Annotated in this window: 16 protein-coding genes; 2 read left to right on the plus strand and 14 right to left on the minus strand. The window is 60.6% G+C overall.

All coding sequences use genetic code 11. From position 1 onward, the window contains the following. Window positions 1–30: 30 nt before the first annotated feature. The 12 genes from K9B32_RS10815 to K9B32_RS10870 all read right to left on the minus strand — a co-directional run bounded on the left by K9B32_RS10815 (window position 31) and on the right by K9B32_RS10870 (window position 11,709). Window positions 31–801, minus strand: coding sequence for an SDR family NAD(P)-dependent oxidoreductase (locus K9B32_RS10815; RefSeq protein WP_224561881.1), 771 nt, complete (start codon window positions 799–801; stop codon window positions 31–33). A gap of 69 nt (window positions 802–870) precedes the next feature. Next, window positions 871–1,335, minus strand: coding sequence for a redox-sensitive transcriptional activator SoxR (gene soxR, locus K9B32_RS10820; RefSeq protein ID WP_224561882.1), 465 nt, complete (start codon window positions 1,333–1,335; stop codon window positions 871–873). 148 nt (window positions 1,336–1,483) lie between these two features. Further along, window positions 1,484–1,891, minus strand: coding sequence for a F0F1 ATP synthase subunit epsilon (locus tag K9B32_RS10825; RefSeq protein WP_224561883.1), 408 nt, complete (start codon window positions 1,889–1,891; stop codon window positions 1,484–1,486). Beyond that, window positions 1,891–2,127, minus strand: coding sequence for a hypothetical protein (locus K9B32_RS10830; protein WP_224561884.1), 237 nt, complete (start codon window positions 2,125–2,127; stop codon window positions 1,891–1,893). Before K9B32_RS10830 ends, K9B32_RS10825 begins: the two co-directional genes overlap by 1 nt. Further along, window positions 2,127–3,575, minus strand: a complete 1,449-nt coding sequence (gene atpD, locus K9B32_RS10835) for a F0F1 ATP synthase subunit beta (RefSeq protein ID WP_007796943.1) — start codon at window positions 3,573–3,575, stop codon at window positions 2,127–2,129. Before atpD ends, K9B32_RS10830 begins: the two co-directional genes overlap by 1 nt. A gap of 23 nt (window positions 3,576–3,598) precedes the next feature. Then, window positions 3,599–4,483 carry a F0F1 ATP synthase subunit gamma gene (locus tag K9B32_RS10840; protein WP_224561885.1) on the minus strand — a complete coding sequence of 295 codons (885 nt, stop codon included), beginning with the start codon at window positions 4,481–4,483 and terminating at the stop codon, window positions 3,599–3,601. A gap of 24 nt (window positions 4,484–4,507) precedes the next feature. Further along, entirely contained in the window at window positions 4,508–6,037 is a 1,530-nt protein-coding gene (gene atpA / locus K9B32_RS10845; protein WP_007796947.1) for a F0F1 ATP synthase subunit alpha, read from the minus strand. Further along, window positions 6,037–6,597: a F0F1 ATP synthase subunit delta gene (locus tag K9B32_RS10850; protein WP_224561886.1), complete on the minus strand. Its 561-nt coding sequence runs from the start codon at window positions 6,595–6,597 to the stop codon at window positions 6,037–6,039. The genes atpA and K9B32_RS10850 overlap by 1 nt, the downstream gene beginning before the upstream one ends. A 260-nt stretch (window positions 6,598–6,857) precedes the next feature. Further along, window positions 6,858–7,247 carry a DUF4345 domain-containing protein gene (locus K9B32_RS10855; protein WP_224561887.1) on the minus strand — a complete coding sequence of 130 codons (390 nt, stop codon included), beginning with the start codon at window positions 7,245–7,247 and terminating at the stop codon, window positions 6,858–6,860. 79 nt (window positions 7,248–7,326) lie between these two features. Further along, window positions 7,327–9,543 carry a primosomal protein N' gene (locus K9B32_RS10860; protein WP_224561888.1) on the minus strand — a complete coding sequence of 739 codons (2,217 nt, stop codon included), beginning with the start codon at window positions 9,541–9,543 and terminating at the stop codon, window positions 7,327–7,329. A 60-nt stretch (window positions 9,544–9,603) separates the two neighbouring features. Next, entirely contained in the window at window positions 9,604–10,740 is a 1,137-nt protein-coding gene (locus tag K9B32_RS10865; protein WP_224561889.1) for an AAA family ATPase, read from the minus strand. 21 nt (window positions 10,741–10,761) lie between these two features. Next, window positions 10,762–11,709: a GNAT family N-acetyltransferase gene (locus tag K9B32_RS10870; RefSeq protein WP_224561890.1), complete on the minus strand. Its 948-nt coding sequence runs from the start codon at window positions 11,707–11,709 to the stop codon at window positions 10,762–10,764. A 142-nt stretch (window positions 11,710–11,851) separates the two neighbouring features. Between K9B32_RS10870 and K9B32_RS10875 the strand changes: the two genes are divergently transcribed. Beyond that, on the plus strand, window positions 11,852–12,787 hold the full coding sequence (locus K9B32_RS10875; protein ID WP_224561891.1) for a tyrosine recombinase XerC: 936 nt from the start codon (window positions 11,852–11,854) through the stop codon (window positions 12,785–12,787). 81 nt (window positions 12,788–12,868) lie between these two features. Continuing rightward, window positions 12,869–13,945, plus strand: coding sequence for a TraB/GumN family protein (locus K9B32_RS10880; protein ID WP_224561892.1), 1,077 nt, complete (start codon window positions 12,869–12,871; stop codon window positions 13,943–13,945). On the opposite strand, the gene K9B32_RS10885 is transcribed toward K9B32_RS10880, so the two are convergent. Next, window positions 13,942–14,445: a cytochrome b gene (locus K9B32_RS10885; protein WP_224561893.1), complete on the minus strand. Its 504-nt coding sequence runs from the start codon at window positions 14,443–14,445 to the stop codon at window positions 13,942–13,944. The genes K9B32_RS10880 and K9B32_RS10885 overlap by 4 nt on opposite strands. Window positions 14,446–14,541: 96 nt before the next feature. Further along, a complete protein-coding gene (lpdA, locus tag K9B32_RS10890; RefSeq protein ID WP_224561894.1) occupies window positions 14,542–15,948 on the minus strand; it encodes a dihydrolipoyl dehydrogenase in 1,407 nt (468 codons plus the stop codon). Between the last annotated feature and the right edge of the window lie 22 nt (window positions 15,949–15,970).

Here is a 15,970-nt window from a genome sequence, read left to right on the forward strand (position 1 = left end):
TGTCAAAATGCCAAAAAAAGTCCCGGTAACTCAGCAGATGAGTTGGCCACCATTGATCTCAAGCACTTGGCCCGTGATGTAACCGGAAAGCGAAGGCGCCGAAAGGAAGAGGTATGCGGGCGCGCAATCCTCGGAGGTACCCAGTCGCTGCAGGGGAATGGTCTTGCGGGTTTGCTCCAGCTTATCTGGCGACGAGTACCGCTGGTGGAAGTCGGTTTCGATCGTTCCAGGCGACACGCAGTTCACGCGAATGCCGTCCGGCGCGAGCTCTCTTGCGAGCGCTTTGGAGTAGGTTGCGACAAATGCCTTTGACGCCGAATAGATAGCCGAGCCGGGGCTGCCGCCCGTCGATGCGGAAATGGAGACCGTGTTCACGATTGCCGCGTCCTGCGATGCTCTCAGTGCCGGAATAAGGGCGCGCGTTACCTCGACGACCGATGTCTGATTCAGCCGCACAATCGTCTGGTACTGGTCGTCGGTCAGATCGCCCGCCGGAAAGCGGCCGACCATGGTTCCGGCATTGTTGATAAGCACATGGACACGGTCGAAGGTTGCAAGGACCTTCTCGGCAAATCCGCTGGTGCCGCCCGGCGTTGAAAAATCGGCGGTCACGAGAAAGGCCCGGCGGTCTTCTTCCGCCGTCAGCAGGAAATCAGGCAAATCGCGCTCGGTGCTGCGACCGAGGTGCACCAATACCCTTGCCCCGCAGTCGAGAAACTGCCGCGCCACTTCCAGACCGATACCCCTCCCCCCACCGGTGACAACCACGTTGCGGTTTTCGAACAGCTTGGGGTGAAACATCCAGTCCTCCACGGCGTGATCGAGCCATATGCGGCTCTCGCATTGTTCTGATGCAGCGGGAAACGTTGCCTAGTCATCGGTTTCCAGCAGACGCGGACCCGGCCCATCTTTTGCCAGCCGATCATCAGGATTGCGCAGCGGGCAGCTTTCAACCGAGAGGCAACCACAGCCGATGCAATCCGTCAACCGGTCGCGCAGCGCAATGAGGCGACTGATGCGCGTATCAAGATCCTCCTTCCAAAGGGCCGACAGGCGTTGCCAGTCCGTAGTGGTCGGCGTGCGGCCCTGCGGCAGCGTAGCGAAAGCAGCCTGGATCTCGGCCAAGGGAATGCCGACACGCTGCGCGACCTTGATGATGCCGAGGCGGCGAAGCACATCGCGGCCGAAGCGGCGTTGATTGCCGCGTGAACGGATGCTGGAAATGAGGCCTTTGGCTTCGTAGAAATGCAGCGCAGAAACGGCAAGCCCACTGCGGTCGGCGACTTCACCGACTGTCAGTAATTTCCTGAAGGGATTGGTGAAGCCTTCTTCCATGGCGCGGACCTCAAGTTTGCTTGAGGTAGTCTAGTCACGCACCTTACAGGCGTCCACTTGCCATTCTTTTTCGCAACGACGGAGAGCACGAGAACAAATAAAAAAGCGGCCCGAAAGGCCGCTTCAAACTACCGGAATGTGAAGTCGATCAATCCTGGTTGATCACACCCTGCAGGTGCGTCAGTTCCATGATGTAGTGTTCCAGACGCGATTTGTGCTCGTGATGCACGGCGTCTGCGATCTCTCTCTGTGCCGCTTCGATGCGAAGCGTCAGTTCGTCCTTCGAGAGATCCTGAACGATGACGGCGGACTCGGCCAACAGCGTGCAGCCGGTCGGCAGAATGTCGGCGAAGCCGCCAAAAACCACGTAATCCCGCTTCGAGCCATTGGCCGAACGAACGCTGACGATACCCGGCTTGATGGTCGTCATCGTCGGGGCGTGGTTCGCCATAACGGTCATCTCGCCGTCGGTTGCCGGAATGACAACTTCGGTCACCATCTCCGAAAGGAGCAGGCGCTCGGGAGACACGAGTTCAAAATTGAAATTGTCAGCCATCAGTGACTTACCTTCTCGGCGGCTTCTGTATCTTGCAAATTGGTCCCGCAGAACGGGCAGTGCACTATCGCCTGATCAAGATATCCAAGACCTTCCTCGGTCTGGATCAATCCCACCACCATCATCAGCTTGCCATCGTCCGATCTATAGATCGTCGGCGCTGCCGGAGCGGGAAGCTCTGCTGCGACTTCCCGAAGAGCGTCGCAGCAGAAGATCTCGTTGTGAGCGTCGCTCATCAGGCAGCTGCGGACAGCTTCTTGGCCTTCTCGATGGCTTCGTCGATCGAGCCGACCATGTAGAAGGCAGCTTCCGGCAGGTGGTCGTATTCGCCGTTGACCAGACCCTTGAAGCCCTTGATCGTGTCTTCGAGCGCGACGAGCTTGCCCGGCGAACCGGTGAAGACTTCAGCAACGAAGAACGGCTGCGACAGGAAGCGCTCGATCTTACGGGCGCGGGCAACGGCCAGCTTGTCCTCTTCGGACAATTCGTCCATGCCAAGGATGGCGATGATGTCCTGCAGGGCCTTGTACCGCTGCAGCGTCGACTGAACCTTACGAGCCACTTCGTAGTGCTCTTCGCCGACAACGATCGGGTCGAGCATGCGCGAGGTGGAGTCGAGCGGATCGACGGCCGGGTAGATACCCTTTTCAGCGATCGAGCGCGACAGAACGGTCGTAGCGTCCAGGTGGGCGAACGAGGTTGCCGGAGCCGGGTCGGTCAAGTCGTCGGCAGGAACGTAAATGGCCTGAACCGAGGTGATCGAGCCGGTCGTCGTCGTCGTGATGCGCTCCTGCATCTGACCCATATCCGTAGCGAGCGTCGGCTGATAGCCCACGGCCGACGGAATACGGCCGAGCAGAGCCGACACTTCGGAACCTGCCTGCGTGAAGCGGAAGATGTTGTCGACGAAGAACAGAACGTCCTGGCCCTGGTCGCGGAAATTTTCAGCAACCGTCAGACCGGTCAGAGCCACACGAGCGCGGGCGCCCGGCGGTTCGTTCATCTGGCCGTAAACGAGGGCAGCCTTGGAGCCTTCGCCGCCGCCATGCTTGTTGACGCCGGATTCGATCATTTCGTGGTAAAGATCGTTGCCTTCGCGGGTGCGTTCACCCACGCCAGCAAAGACCGAGTAACCACCGTGCGCCTTGGCAACGTTGTTGATCAGTTCCATGATGAGAACGGTCTTGCCGACGCCGGCGCCGCCGAAGAGGCCGATCTTGCCGCCCTTTGCGTAAGGGGCGAGAAGGTCGACGACCTTGATGCCGGTGACGAGAATCTGTGCTTCCGTGGACTGATCGACGTAAGCCGGAGCGTCCTGGTGGATCGCGCGCTTGGAGGCGGTGACCAGCGGACCTGCTTCGTCAACCGGCTCACCGATGACGTTCATGATACGGCCGAGCGTTTCCGGACCAACCGGAACGGCAATCGGAGCACCGGTGTCGGAAACGGCCTGACCGCGAACCAGACCTTCGGTCGAGTCCATGGCGATGGTGCGAACTACGTTCTCGCCGAGGTGCTGCGCAACTTCGAGAACCAGGCGGTTGCCGCCGTTGCTCGTTTCAAGCGCGTTCAAAATCGCCGGCAGTTCGCCTTCGAAAGCAACGTCCACGACGGCGCCGATAACCTGCGTGACCTTGCCGGCAGAGCCTGCCGCAGTCTTCTTGGGGGTAGCTGCCTTAGCCATCTTCTTACCCTCTTTCCCTAACCTCAGAGCGCTTCCGCGCCCGAAATGATTTCAATGAGTTCCTTGGTGATCTGAGCCTGACGCTGACGGTTGTAGTTGAGCGTCAGCTTATTGATCATTTCACCAGCGTTGCGCGTTGCATTGTCCATCGCGCTCATCTTGGCGCCCATTTCGCCGGCGACGTTCTCAAGAAGCGCGCGGAAGATCTGGACGGAGATGTTGCGCGGGATCAGATCCTCGAGGATCGATGCCGGATCCGGCTCGTATTCGTAGACCGCGCCAGCGTGCGCCGCATCTTCGACAACGGCCGTAGGAGCCGATGCCGGGATGAGCTGCTGTGCCGTCGGAACCTGCGAAATCACCGACTTGAATTCGGAGTAGAACAACGTGCAGACGTCGAACTCGTCGGCTTCGAACATCTCGATGATGCGCCTGCCGATCTGATCGGCATTCTCGAAACCGACCTTCTTCACCTCACGCAATTCCTTACGCTCGACGATGAGCGAAGCGAATTCACGGCGCAGAACGTCGTAACCCTTCTTGCCGACGGTAAAGATCTTGACGGTCTTGCCTTCGGCGAGGAGCTTGCGAGCGTGATCGCGCGCAAAACGCGAGATCTGCGAGTTGAAGCCGCCGCACAGGCCGCGTTCGGCGGTGCACACGACCAGCAGGTGAACCTGGTCCTTGCCGTTGCCCGTCATCAGAGCCGGCGCACCGTCGGCCTCCGTCATCGCACCAGCGATGTTTGCCAGAACGGCACCCATGCGCTGCGAGTACGGACGGGCGGCCTCGGCCGCCTCCTGGGCACGCCGAAGCTTCGCCGCGGCAACCATTTTCATCGCCTTGGTGATCTTCTGCGTCGCCTTGACGGAGGCGATCCGGTTTTTCAGATCCTTAAGTGAAGGCATCCGTTATCCGTCCTTTGGGTCCGATTAGGCGAAGGACTTCGCGAAGCTATCGATGGCAGCCGTGAGCTTGCCCTTCGTATCGTCGCTGATTGCCTTGTCCGTGCGGATCGTGTCGAGGATAGCCGAGCCTTCCGAGCGAAGGTACGACAGCAGGCCCTGCTCGAACTTGCCGACCTGTGCGACTGGGATCTTGTCGAGGTAGCCGTTAACGCCGGCGAAGATCACCGCAACCTGCTCTTCCGTCTTCAGCGGCGAGAACTGCGGCTGCTTCAGGAGTTCGGTGAGGCGTGCACCGCGGTTCAGCAGGCGCTGCGTCGAGGCATCGAGGTCGGAGCCGAACTGAGCGAAGGCGGCCATTTCGCGATACTGGGCGAGTTCGCCCTTGATCGAGCCGGCAACCTGCTTCATCGCCTTGACCTGAGCGGCGGAGCCGACGCGGGAAACCGACAGACCGACGTTAACGGCCGGACGGATACCCTGATAGAACAGGTCGGTTTCGAGGAAGATCTGGCCGTCGGTGATCGAGATCACGTTGGTCGGAATGAAGGCCGAAACGTCGTTGCCCTGGGTTTCGATGACAGGCAGAGCCGTCAGAGAACCAGCGCCCTTTTCGTCGGAGAGCTTTGCAGCGCGCTCGAGGAGACGCGAGTGCAGGTAGAAAACGTCGCCCGGATAAGCTTCGCGGCCCGGCGGACGGCGCAGCAGCAGCGACATCTGGCGGTAAGCAACAGCCTGCTTGGACAGGTCGTCATAACCGATCAGCGCGTGCTGACCGTTGTCACGGAAGTATTCGCCCATCGTGCAGCCGGCAAACGGTGCCAGGTACTGCATCGGAGCAGGATCGGAAGCCGTTGCGGCAACGACGATCGAGTACTTCATTGCGCCGCGTTCTTCGAGAACCTTGACGAACTGGGCAACAGTCGAACGCTTCTGACCGATAGCGACGTAGACGCAGAACAGCTTCTCGCTGTCCGGGCCATTGTCGTGGATAGCCTTCTGGTTCAGGATCGTGTCGAGAATGATCGCGGTCTTGCCGGTCTGACGGTCACCAATGACGAGCTCGCGCTGGCCACGGCCGACCGGGATGAGCGCGTCGATAGCCTTGAGGCCGGTCGACATCGGCTCATGAACCGACTTGCGCGGAATGATGCCCGGAGCCTTGACGTCGACGCGCGCGCGGCGGGTCGAATTGATCGGGCCCTTGCCGTCGATCGGGTTGCCGAGAGCATCGACAACGCGGCCGAGCAGCTCCGGACCAACCGGAACGTCAACGATGGCGCCGGTCCGCTTGACGGTGTCGCCTTCCTTGATGTCGCGGTCCGAACCGAAAATAACAACACCAACGTTGTCCGATTCCAGGTTCAGCGCCATGCCCCGGATGCCACCGGGGAACTCGACCATTTCGCCTGCCTGAACATTGTCCAGACCGTAAACGCGAGCGATACCGTCACCGACGGAGAGAACCTGACCGACTTCCGAGACTTCTGCCTCTTTGCCGAAGTTTTTGATCTGGTCTTTGAGAATTGCGGAAATTTCCGCAGCGCGGATATCCATCAGCCGACCTCTTTCAATGCAAGCTTAAGGGTAGAGAGTTTCGTACGAAGAGACGTATCAATCTGACGGGACCCGACCTTCACGATCAGACCACCAAGAATTGACGGATCAACCGTGACGGCAATCGCCACGTCTTTGCCGGTGACGCCCTTGAGCGCCGCCTTCAATTCGGTTTCCTGCGCTGCACCAAGCGCATGGGCCGAGGTGACCTCGGCAGTAATTTCGCCACGCTGGTTTGCGGCGATGATGCGGAAGGCCTTGATCATGCCCGGGAGGGCAAAGAGGCGGCGGTTACGCGCCACGACCTTCAGGAAATTTGCGAAGAAGCCGCTAATTCCAGCCTTCTCGCTGATGGCAACGATCGCCTTGAGCTGGTCGTCGGCCGAGAAAACAGGGCTCGAAACGAAACGCTTCAGGTCGTCGCTCTCGTCGAGCATCGCCTGGAACTGGTCGAGGTCCTTGGTGACGCTTTCGACGGCGCCCTGCTCGAGCGCCAGCTCGAACAGCGACGAGGCATAGCGCTCTGCAACACCAGAAGTAAGCTGGGATGTGTCTGCCACTGGCCCAAATTTCCCTGATTTCAACTCAAGAATCCGGTCGCCGGCGGGCGCCTGACCTAGGATCTTGAATTCGTTATGATTTCCCCCAGAAATCGCAAGAGAAGCCTCTTGCTTCTTCCGAAATTCGGGGTCCGTCTAACATAGGATGTTCGGACTCGCAACACGCGTAACGCCCGAATACGGCTTTCCCATCGATTTCTAACGCAAAAATGCTCAAAGCCCGGCTACAAAGAGCTCAGCACGAGAGATATCCGCTCAACTCAAGCGGAAAAGAAACCGAAAACATAGGCGAGTGGCAGTGCTGCCAAAACGATTTGCACAACCAGAAGTAAATAGTTGAGAATTGTGCTCCCCTTATCTGAGAGGAGCGAGATGATCCGCGCAAACGCCGCCATGGCGAAGGACGCGCCAAGCGCCATGTAGATCCAGCTCTGCGCCAGCATAATGGCCGAAAGACCGAAGCCGAGATAGAAGCCGCCGACGGATCGTTGTTCGGCATAACCGTTACGCCGGCCCTCGCGCGGCATGAGGCCGAACAGCCGCATCGCATAGCCTGGTGCAAACATGATGACAAAGCCCGCCAGCGCCGTGAATGTGGCTGCTGTGAAAGCGAGCTGTTCGCCCAACTCCGTTGGAAAATAAAAATCCATTCGACCGACCCCGAATCCCCTGCTTCGCCGTCCTTATGGCATGATTGCCGTACCCGGCAAAAGCCCGTCGGAACACCATCTACAGGAAGCTTTGCGGGTCCACATCGAGCTGCACATGCACCGACCCGCGCTCCTTCGGCGCTTGCGCAAGCATGGCCCTGAGAAACGCTTGCATGTCTGAATTCCGCCGCCCATGCACGAGAAGCCGGAAACGATAGCGGCCTCGAACCAGCGCAAGCGGCGCTTCCGCAGGTCCGAGCACGGAGATGCCGGAGACATTGGGGGCAGCGTTTCGAATGCCGCGGGCGTGGTTTTCCGCATCGTGGCGCGTTTCCGCCGAGACGATGATCGACGCCAGCCGCCCGAACGGCGGCAGGATGGCACGCTCGCGCTCCGCTATCTCGCGCTCGTAAAAGGCGCTGGCGTCGCCCGACACGATCGCCTGCATGACGGGATGTTGCGGCTGGTAGGTTTGCAGCAGGCCGTGGCTCTTCAGGCCGGTACGGCCGGCGCGGCCCGTGACCTGCGACAAGAGCTGAAAGGTGCGTTCGGCAGCGCGCGGATCGCCATTGGCAAGCCCGAGATCGGCATCGACGATGCCGACTAGCGTCATCAGCGGGAAGTTATGACCTTTGGCGACAAGCTGCGTACCGATGACGATATCAGCTTCTCCCTTCGCGATGGCCTCGAGCTCGAGCCGCAGCCGCTTGACGCCGCCCATCATGTCAGACGAGAGCACGATCGTTCGCGCTTCAGGAAAATGGCGCTCCACCTCTTCGGCGATGCGCTCGACACCCGGCCCGCATGCAACGAGGTGATCGAACGTGCCGCATTCCGGGCAGGCTTCGGGCGTCCGCTCGGCATGACCGCACTGATGGCATTGCAACTGTCTCTTAAACCGGTGCTCGACGAGCCAACTGGAACACTGTGGGCACTGGAAGCGGTGGCCGCAGACGCGGCAGAGCGTCAGTGGGGCATAGCCCCGCCGGTTGAGGAAGAGAAGCGCCTGCTGCTGCTTGTCGATCGTCTTGCCGATCGCCCGGATGAGGACAGGCGACAGGAAGCCGCCGCGCGCGGGCGCATGGCGACGCATGTCGATAAGGTGCAGATCCGGCAACGCTGCATCGCCGAAACGGGTGGGCATGTGAATGGTGCTGTAACGCCCGCTCTGCCCATTGACCTGGCTCTCGACCGAGGGCGTGGCGGACACGAGAACCACGGGGAAATCGCCAATGCGAGCGCGTACGACTGCCATGTCGCGCGCGTTGTAATAGACACGGTCCTCCTGCTTGTACGCCGGGTCGTGCTCTTCATCGACGATGATGAGGCCAAGATCCTCGAACGGCAGAAACAGCGCCGAACGCGCGCCGGCAACGACGCGAACCTCGCCCGTGATTGCCTGACGCCAAACCTTTTCGCGGGTGCGCGGTGCCAGGTCGGAATGCCATTCGGCGGGCTTTGCGCCGAAGCGATCCTGAAATCGCTCCAAAAAGCTCGCCGTCAAGGCGATCTCCGGCAACAGGATCAACACCTGCTTGCCGCGCTTCAGTGTTTCCGCGATCGCCTCGAAATAGACTTCCGTTTTTCCCGAACCGGTGACGCCGTCGATCAGCGCGACCGCGAACTCGCCCTTTCGAACTTCGGCGAGAATCTCGTCTGCGGCGTCCTTCTGCGGCCCTTCAAGCCGTGCTGACACGAAATCTGGATCCGCTTTGGCGACCACCGGTGGCGGCGGCAGGAACACCGTCTCGAAAATACCCTGGCTGACTAGGCCGTCGACCACGCTTGTCGAGACGCCGGCGGCATGCGCAAGCCCGCTTCGCGTCCATGACAGACCATCACCGGCGATATCAAGCACACGGGCGCGTGCCGACGTCATCCGCTCCGGCTCGCCGCCGACGAAGCGCAGTCCTTCCACCATCGGCTCCGGCTCGAAGGCGTTGGGTGCGCGCAGCGCCATACGCGCCACGAGACCAGGGGGCGAAAGTGTGTAACTCGCCACCCAGTCGATGAAATCGCGCATCTCCTTGGTCAGCGGCGGGCAATCGAAGACATGGCTGATCGGCCTGAGTTTCTTCGGATCGACACCGTCTTCGCCGCCATCCCAGACGACGCCAATCACCTGCCTCGGACCGAGCGGCACCTGTACGACCGAGCCCGGTTCGACCGCCATGCCCTCTGGCACAGCATAGGAATAGGGCTTCGGCGCAGGCATGGGAACGAGCACCGGAACCGTGCGGTTGGCCGGCGGCGTCTCAAACAGCGCTCCAAAGAGATCGGACGAATCTGTGCTCATCGGGCGAGACCATGCCCGGATCGGCTTAAAAAGAAAACCTGGAACATTGTCCGCGCCGTCTCACTCGTCCTCGTCGATGACGCCGGTGAGCCGCATTCCTTCAATCCAGGTGGCACCATCCTGCCGCACGACATGGCGGGCGCGTGCACCGCATCGCTCGCACACGGCAGCCGCCAGCGGCTCGGAGTGGGTGACGATCCAGAGCTGGCTGCTTCGCGCCGCGTCCGCGATCATGTCGGCCAGCGGCAGCAGCATGTCCGGATGCAGGCTTGCCTCCGGTTCGTTCAGTGCAATCAGCGGCGGCAGACGATATGACATCAGCGCGGCCGCAAGCCCCAGAAAGCGGATCTGCCCGTCCGACAGCTCGCGCGGCTGAAACACGCGGTTCGGAAATTCCGGGAAGGAAAGGCCGAACTCCGTCGTCTCCTCGGGCAACGGCACGACAAGCCGCGCACCGCCGAGGGCGGCGGCGACGGCCCGATCGAGATCGACGGCATCTTCACGCGTATGCACAAGCGTCGCGAAGACTGCGGCGATGTTGGCGCCATCCTCGTCCAAAAGCGGCGCTGTGACGGCAAGACAGGGTGCGCGCAGCGGTGAAGAGCGGTCCGTGCGGAAGCCGTGAAAGAAGCGCCAGCCGTCGATCGCACGGCGAAACGTTCCGATCTCGGGATAGTGCCCCGCATCGCCGAGAAGCGCGATCGCGGTTTCCGAGGTCAGCGCCTGCTCCGGATAATCCTGCATCCGACCGTTCGGCCCACGAACCGAGATCGCGGGGCCGGCGCGCCTCATCATGGTGACCGGTCGCGTCCCGGTCTCGACCGAAAGCTCTTCGGCCTTGATCTGCGGTTCGAAGGGAAAGCCCGCCGCAGCCATCGGCGGTCGCAAACCGGCCTCAACGCGATAGCGGAAGGTGATCGCCCTTTCCTCATCCAGGAGCTCTGTTTCCAAGCGGATTCGGAACGGCCCATCGGAGTCCCGGCGCGGGCCAGACCACAGTGCCGAGAACATTCCGCCTTCGGCCGCGATTTCATGCGCCAGTCGCCCGCGCGTTGACGCCTGGATAAGCTGCAGCGCGCGGTAAAGGTTGGACTTCCCGACCCCGTTCTCACCGATGAATAGATTGATGCCCGAAAGATCCATGCGGATTGATCGCAAGGACCGGTAGTTCTGGGCAAACATCGAGCGGAGCAGCATGGCTCGCTTTAACCTATCCGCTCAGGGAATTGAATGGGCGCCGGCCAGCACCGGCTCCGCCGGTCGGACCAGAGGCAGGAACTGCGCGTCGTCATCCATATCGAGGGCGCACACCGTATGGTCTTCCAATGCCTTGGTCACCTCGTTGATATTGCCGTCGAGATGCTCCACCGGGATCAGGTTGCCGACCACAAAGTCGAACCGGTCGCCGCGCTTGTTCAGAAGCTCGTGAAAGACGGTCATATCCCTGAGCTCCGTCGACCACTTTGCGAGCCAGTAGAAAAGGCCCGAATTCCGTGCCGTCATATGCACCGGCAGGATCGGCAGATTGTACTTGCGGGCAAGCCCGACAGCCGAGGTTTTCCACGGACGCTCGTTCAGCCGTCCGTTCGCCCAATAGGCAATCCGCCCGGACGGAAAGAGAACCGTTGCCTTGCCTTCCCTGACCGCACGGTTGGTGATCAGCAGCGTCTCACGGGTCTTGAGCTTGCTCTTATACTCTTCCCGCCATTCGACCGGAATAATGACCTCGGCAAAGCGCGGATTGACACGTATGGCATCACGGTTGGCGAACACCATCATGTCGGGCCGCTTGTTCTTCAAGAGATCGAAGACGGCCACCCCATCGGCAATGCCGGTCGGATGGTTGCTGACGAGGATGAAGCCGCCGGTACCAGGAATGCGTTCACCATGCCTGACATTGATCTCGAGCTTCAATAGGTTGCTCATGTACTCGAAGCACTGGAAGCCTGGCATGTTCGCGACGTCGTTGGCGAAGCTGATGGCCCTGTTGTAGCGCAGGAGCGTATGGAGAAAGGGCCGCATGATCGGCCAGAAGGGGTGCTTGACGATTCTCTGTCCGCGCTCGGCGATCAATGTGTCAACGATATGTCCCGGCTTGCCATGGGAAACGAGGGCAATCGCTTCCGCGAATTGTCCGAAAGCGGTCGTGGGGTGGCGCCGTGGCATGCAAGATCCTGCGTCGTTGGGAAACCAGTTACGTCGATTAATATGATGGAACCATGACAACCACTTGGGCGGTATTAGCAATTCCATAACTGTCGGTCCTTCAGAATTGGCAGCCGGATTGGCAAATTCAAGGGCCAGACACGTGAACGAACTCCTGATCATCGCCGACCCGCGCCTGATGGCGGAACGCACCGCCTGGCTCGACAGCCTGGCCAGCGAGCGTCGCCTTTCCGAGCATACGCTCGATGCCTACGAGCGCGACACGCGCCAGTTCCTTACCTTCCTGACCGGTCATCTCGCGGGACCCGCAACGCTGAAGGATATCCATGCGCTGCGGCCCGCCGACTTCCGCGCATTCCTCGCCGCACGTCGCAAGGAGGGATCCGGACCCCGCTCGCTTGGCCGCAATCTCGCCGGCTTACGCTCACTGCTGCATTACCTCGAAAAGAAGGGGCTGGTGAATGCAGCCGGCGCCAGTGCGATCCGCTCGCCGAAGCAGCCGAAGTCGCTGCCGAAGCCACTTTCCGACAGGCAGGCCGTCACCGTTGTCAGCGACGAAGCGCAGCTACACGAAGAGCCCTGGATCGCGGCACGCGACGCCGCCGTTTTCACCCTGCTCTATGGCTGCGGCTTGCGCATCTCCGAAGCGCTCGATCTGACGCCTGACGACTTCAACCGCGGAGCGGCGACACTGCGCGTTACCGGCAAGGGCAACAAGACCCGCCTCGTGCCGCTGCTTACCATCGTCTTCGAGGCAGTCGAGAAATACCGGTCGTTGTGTCCCTATCATCTTGAAGGCAACGAGCCTCTCTTTCGCGGCGCGCGCGGCGGCAAGCTGCAGGCGGCGATCATCCAGCGCACGATGCAGAAGATGCGAAGTGCCTTCGGCCTACCCGAGACAGCGACACCGCACGCGCTGCGGCACTCCTTCGCGACCCATCTTCTGGCGGGCGGCGGCGACCTACGAACCATTCAGGAATTGCTCGGCCACGCCAGCCTTTCCACCACCCAGGTCTACACGGGTGTGGATTCATCCCGTCTGCTGGAAGTTTACGACCGTGCCCATCCTCGGGCGTAATCTTTTGTTAACGGCTTCTCTTAAAGGAATATCCGCACGCGAAGCGTAAAGCTTGGCGATCACAGTGACCGGAACACCATCATGACGATTTCCATCGGCCACCGCAGCCTGCACATCGCATCGCCGGGCAATCTCCTGCTTTGGCTGATCGCTGTATTTCACATGCTGCTCGCTGCAACGCTGATCGCCGTGCTGTTCTCGGTCTCATCGGCAGCCGCCGCAGACGCCAGCTGCACTGGCCGCAACATCCTCACCGATCTCAAGCAGCGCGACCCGATCCGCTACGCCGAAGCGGTCAAGGAAGCGGACGCCGTGCCGAACGGCAAGGGCATTTTCTGGAAGATCGAAAAGCCGGGCGTGAATCCGTCTTGGCTGCTCGGCAGCATGCATGTCACCGATCCACGCGTGCTGACGCTCCCGCCACGCACGCAGGCGGCCCACGATGCCGCCGACACGGTCGTGATCGAATCCGACGAGATCCTCGATGAGAAGAAGGCTTCCGCCGCTCTGCTGATGAAGCCTGATCTGATGATGTTCACCGATGGGACGACGATCGAGAAGCTTCTGTCTCACGACGACTATGTTCGCCTGGAGGAGGGTCTGAAGCAGCGCGGCATCCCGCTTGCCGCAGTCTCGCGCATGCGTCCCTGGATGATTTCAAGCGTCGTTGCCCTGCCTGGCTGCGAAATGGCCCGCAAGGCGAAGGGCGTACAATTCCTCGACCAGAAGATTGCCGCAGACGCCGTTGCCGAGGGCAAACAGGTCAAGGGTCTGGAAACGCTTGCCGAGCAGCTACAGGCAATGGCCGAGCTGCCGACCGAATTCCACATGAAGTCGCTGATCGAAACGCTGGCCTTGGGATCGAAGATGAACGATGTGGTGGAAACCATGACCGATCTCTACCTCTCAGGCGATATCGGCATGACCATTCCGATGCTGAAGACCGTCTCGCCTGACGGCAAGGACGAGGACAGCGACTACGCAGCCTTCGAGCAGCGCATCATCCTCGACCGCAACAAGGTGATGGCCGAGCGTGCAGCCCCGATCCTTGCCAATGGCAACGTCTTTATGGCCGTCGGCGCCCTGCATCTGCCGGGCGAAGGCGGCGTGATTGAACTGTTGCGCAAGCAGGGCTTCACGGTGACGGCCGTCAACTAGCTCCCGACGGTCATTCGCCTGAGAACATTGGTCCTCCAGTAGAACTGGTGGGCGAGCGCGCCAGCGACGTGCGCGCTGATCACGGCCCACAGGACCGCCTTGAAGATACCGCCGTGAAGCTCGCCGGAAATATCGACCCCTAGATAGTACGCCGCCATGCCGGTCAGCGGCAGGAGGAAGATCAGCAGGTAGAGCGCGGCATGTGCGACCTTGGCGCCAATCCGGAATATCTTCGGTTCCGCCGCCGGCTCAGCGGGCGCGCCCTGAATAAGGCGCAAGCAAACACGAAGGATTGCCAGAATGAGAATGCCGATACCGACATAGGCATGCACATTGGCAGATGCAACCTGATCAACCGATGGGATGCCACCCCGACGGACCGTCCGGTTCCAAGCGTTCATACCATCTGGAAAGAGCAGGTTGAAAAAGATCATGAGCGCCATCACCCAATGCAGCAACCGCTGCGGCAGGCTATATGCATCACGAGAATCGGTAGGCATGTATCTATCCTCAAAACAGCAATTAGAACTGTTCTAAGGTAAATTGGCCGCCTGCTGTGAAGCAAGCGGCCCGTCCCGTATTGCCAAAATTTAATATTACATATGGATCGGCTTGAAGAAGGCGGCGAGAGCCGCTTCCTTGACCGCTTCCGACATGGTCGGGTGCGCGTGGCACGTGCGGCCGAGATCTTCCGCGGAACCACCGAACTCCATCAGCACGGCGATCTCGTGGATCATCTCGCCGGCACCGAAGCCGACAATGTGGCCGCCGAGGACACGATCAGTTTCCTTGTCGGAAAGGATCTTCACGAAGCCATCGGTCGCGAGCATGGCGCGGGCACGACCGTTGGCCGTGAACGGGAACTTGCCGACCTTGTAGGCGACGCCTGCGGCCTTCAGCTCTTCCTCGGTCTTGCCGACGGAAGCGACCTCCGGCTGCGTGTAGACGACGCTCGGGATGACGTCGTAGTTCACATGGCCATGCTGGCCGGCGAGGATTTCGGCGAGTGCCACGCCTTCGTCTTCAGCCTTGTGGGCCAGCATCGGCCCTTTCACCACGTCGCCGATCGCGTAGATGCCGGGAACGTTCGTACGGAAATGACCGTCGATCTCGACGCGGCCACGGTTGTCGAGCTTGACGCCTGCTTCTTCAAGACCGAGGCCGGCCGTGTAAGGAATGCGGCCGGTCGCGATCAGAACGACCTCGGCTTCCAGCGTCTGCGCATCGCCGCCCTTAACCGGCTCGAACGTTACCTTGGCACCCTTGCCGCCCTTTTCGACGCCCGTCACCTTGGAGCTCAGGTTGATGGCCACGCCCTGCTTGACGAGCATCCGCTGGAATTGCTTGGAGACTTCGCCATCCATGCCGCCGAGAATTGTATCGAGATATTCGACAACGGTGACCTTGGCGCCGAGGCGCGACCAGACGGAACCAAGCTCGAGGCCGATGACACCACCGCCGACGACGATCATCGTTTCCGGCACTTTTTCGAGCGCGATCGCGCCCGTCGAGGAAATGATCACCTTCTCGTCGATGTCGACCTTCACACCCGGAATGCCGGCCACGTCGGAGCCGGTGGCGATCACAATGTTCTTGCCTTCGATTTCTTGCACCTTGCCGCCTTCGCCGGTCACGGAAACCTTACCAGCCGATACGATCTTGCCGGTGCCCTGGAAGGCATCGATCTTGTTCTTCTTGAAGAGGAAGGCAACGCCGTCGACGTTCGACTTCACCGTCGCATCCTTGTGCGCCAGCATCTTTTCAAGGTTCAGCTTCGGGGCGGCGACTTCGATGCCGAGCGCATCCATGCCGTGGCCGGCCTGATGGAACATTTCGGAGGCATGCAGCAACGCCTTGGACGGGATGCAGCCGACGTTCAGGCAGGTGCCGCCGAAGGTCGCGCGCTTTTCGACCACGGCGACCTTGAGGCCAAGCTGCGCCGCCTTGATGGCAGCGACGTAGCCACCGGGCCCGGTTCCGATAACGATCACATCATAGGACATTGTTTCTTTTCCTTTTCGTTAT

Origin of the sequence: Rhizobium sp. 3T7 (assembly GCF_020166565.1) — a bacterium.
Taxonomy (GTDB): Bacteria; Pseudomonadota; Alphaproteobacteria; order Rhizobiales; family Rhizobiaceae; genus Rhizobium.

What these genes read in the sequence shown, in the direction of transcription:
- K9B32_RS10815 (WP_224561881.1), bottom strand. Translation starts at nt 801, where the DNA reads ATGTTTCACCCCAAGCTGTTCGAAAACCGCAACGTGGTTGTCACCGGT.
- soxR (WP_224561882.1), bottom strand. Translation starts at nt 1,335, where the DNA reads ATGGAAGAAGGCTTCACCAATCCCTTCAGGAAATTACTGACAGTCGGT.
- K9B32_RS10825 (WP_224561883.1), bottom strand. Translation starts at nt 1,891, where the DNA reads ATGGCTGACAATTTCAATTTTGAACTCGTGTCTCCCGAGCGCCTGCTC.
- K9B32_RS10830 (WP_224561884.1), bottom strand. Translation starts at nt 2,127, where the DNA reads ATGAGCGACGCTCACAACGAGATCTTCTGCTGCGACGCTCTTCGGGAA.
- atpD (WP_007796943.1), bottom strand. Translation starts at nt 3,575, where the DNA reads ATGGCTAAGGCAGCTACCCCCAAGAAGACTGCGGCAGGCTCTGCCGGC.
- K9B32_RS10840 (WP_224561885.1), bottom strand. Translation starts at nt 4,483, where the DNA reads ATGCCTTCACTTAAGGATCTGAAAAACCGGATCGCCTCCGTCAAGGCG.
- atpA (WP_007796947.1), bottom strand. Translation starts at nt 6,037, where the DNA reads ATGGATATCCGCGCTGCGGAAATTTCCGCAATTCTCAAAGACCAGATC.
- K9B32_RS10855 (WP_224561887.1), bottom strand. Translation starts at nt 7,247, where the DNA reads ATGGATTTTTATTTTCCAACGGAGTTGGGCGAACAGCTCGCTTTCACA.
- K9B32_RS10860 (WP_224561888.1), bottom strand. Translation starts at nt 9,543, where the DNA reads ATGAGCACAGATTCGTCCGATCTCTTTGGAGCGCTGTTTGAGACGCCG.
- K9B32_RS10865 (WP_224561889.1), bottom strand. Translation starts at nt 10,740, where the DNA reads ATGCTGCTCCGCTCGATGTTTGCCCAGAACTACCGGTCCTTGCGATCA.
- K9B32_RS10870 (WP_224561890.1), bottom strand. Translation starts at nt 11,709, where the DNA reads ATGCCACGGCGCCACCCCACGACCGCTTTCGGACAATTCGCGGAAGCG.
- K9B32_RS10880 (WP_224561892.1), top strand. Translation starts at nt 12,869, where the DNA reads ATGACGATTTCCATCGGCCACCGCAGCCTGCACATCGCATCGCCGGGC.
- K9B32_RS10885 (WP_224561893.1), bottom strand. Translation starts at nt 14,445, where the DNA reads ATGCCTACCGATTCTCGTGATGCATATAGCCTGCCGCAGCGGTTGCTG.
- lpdA (WP_224561894.1), bottom strand. Translation starts at nt 15,948, where the DNA reads ATGTCCTATGATGTGATCGTTATCGGAACCGGGCCCGGTGGCTACGTC.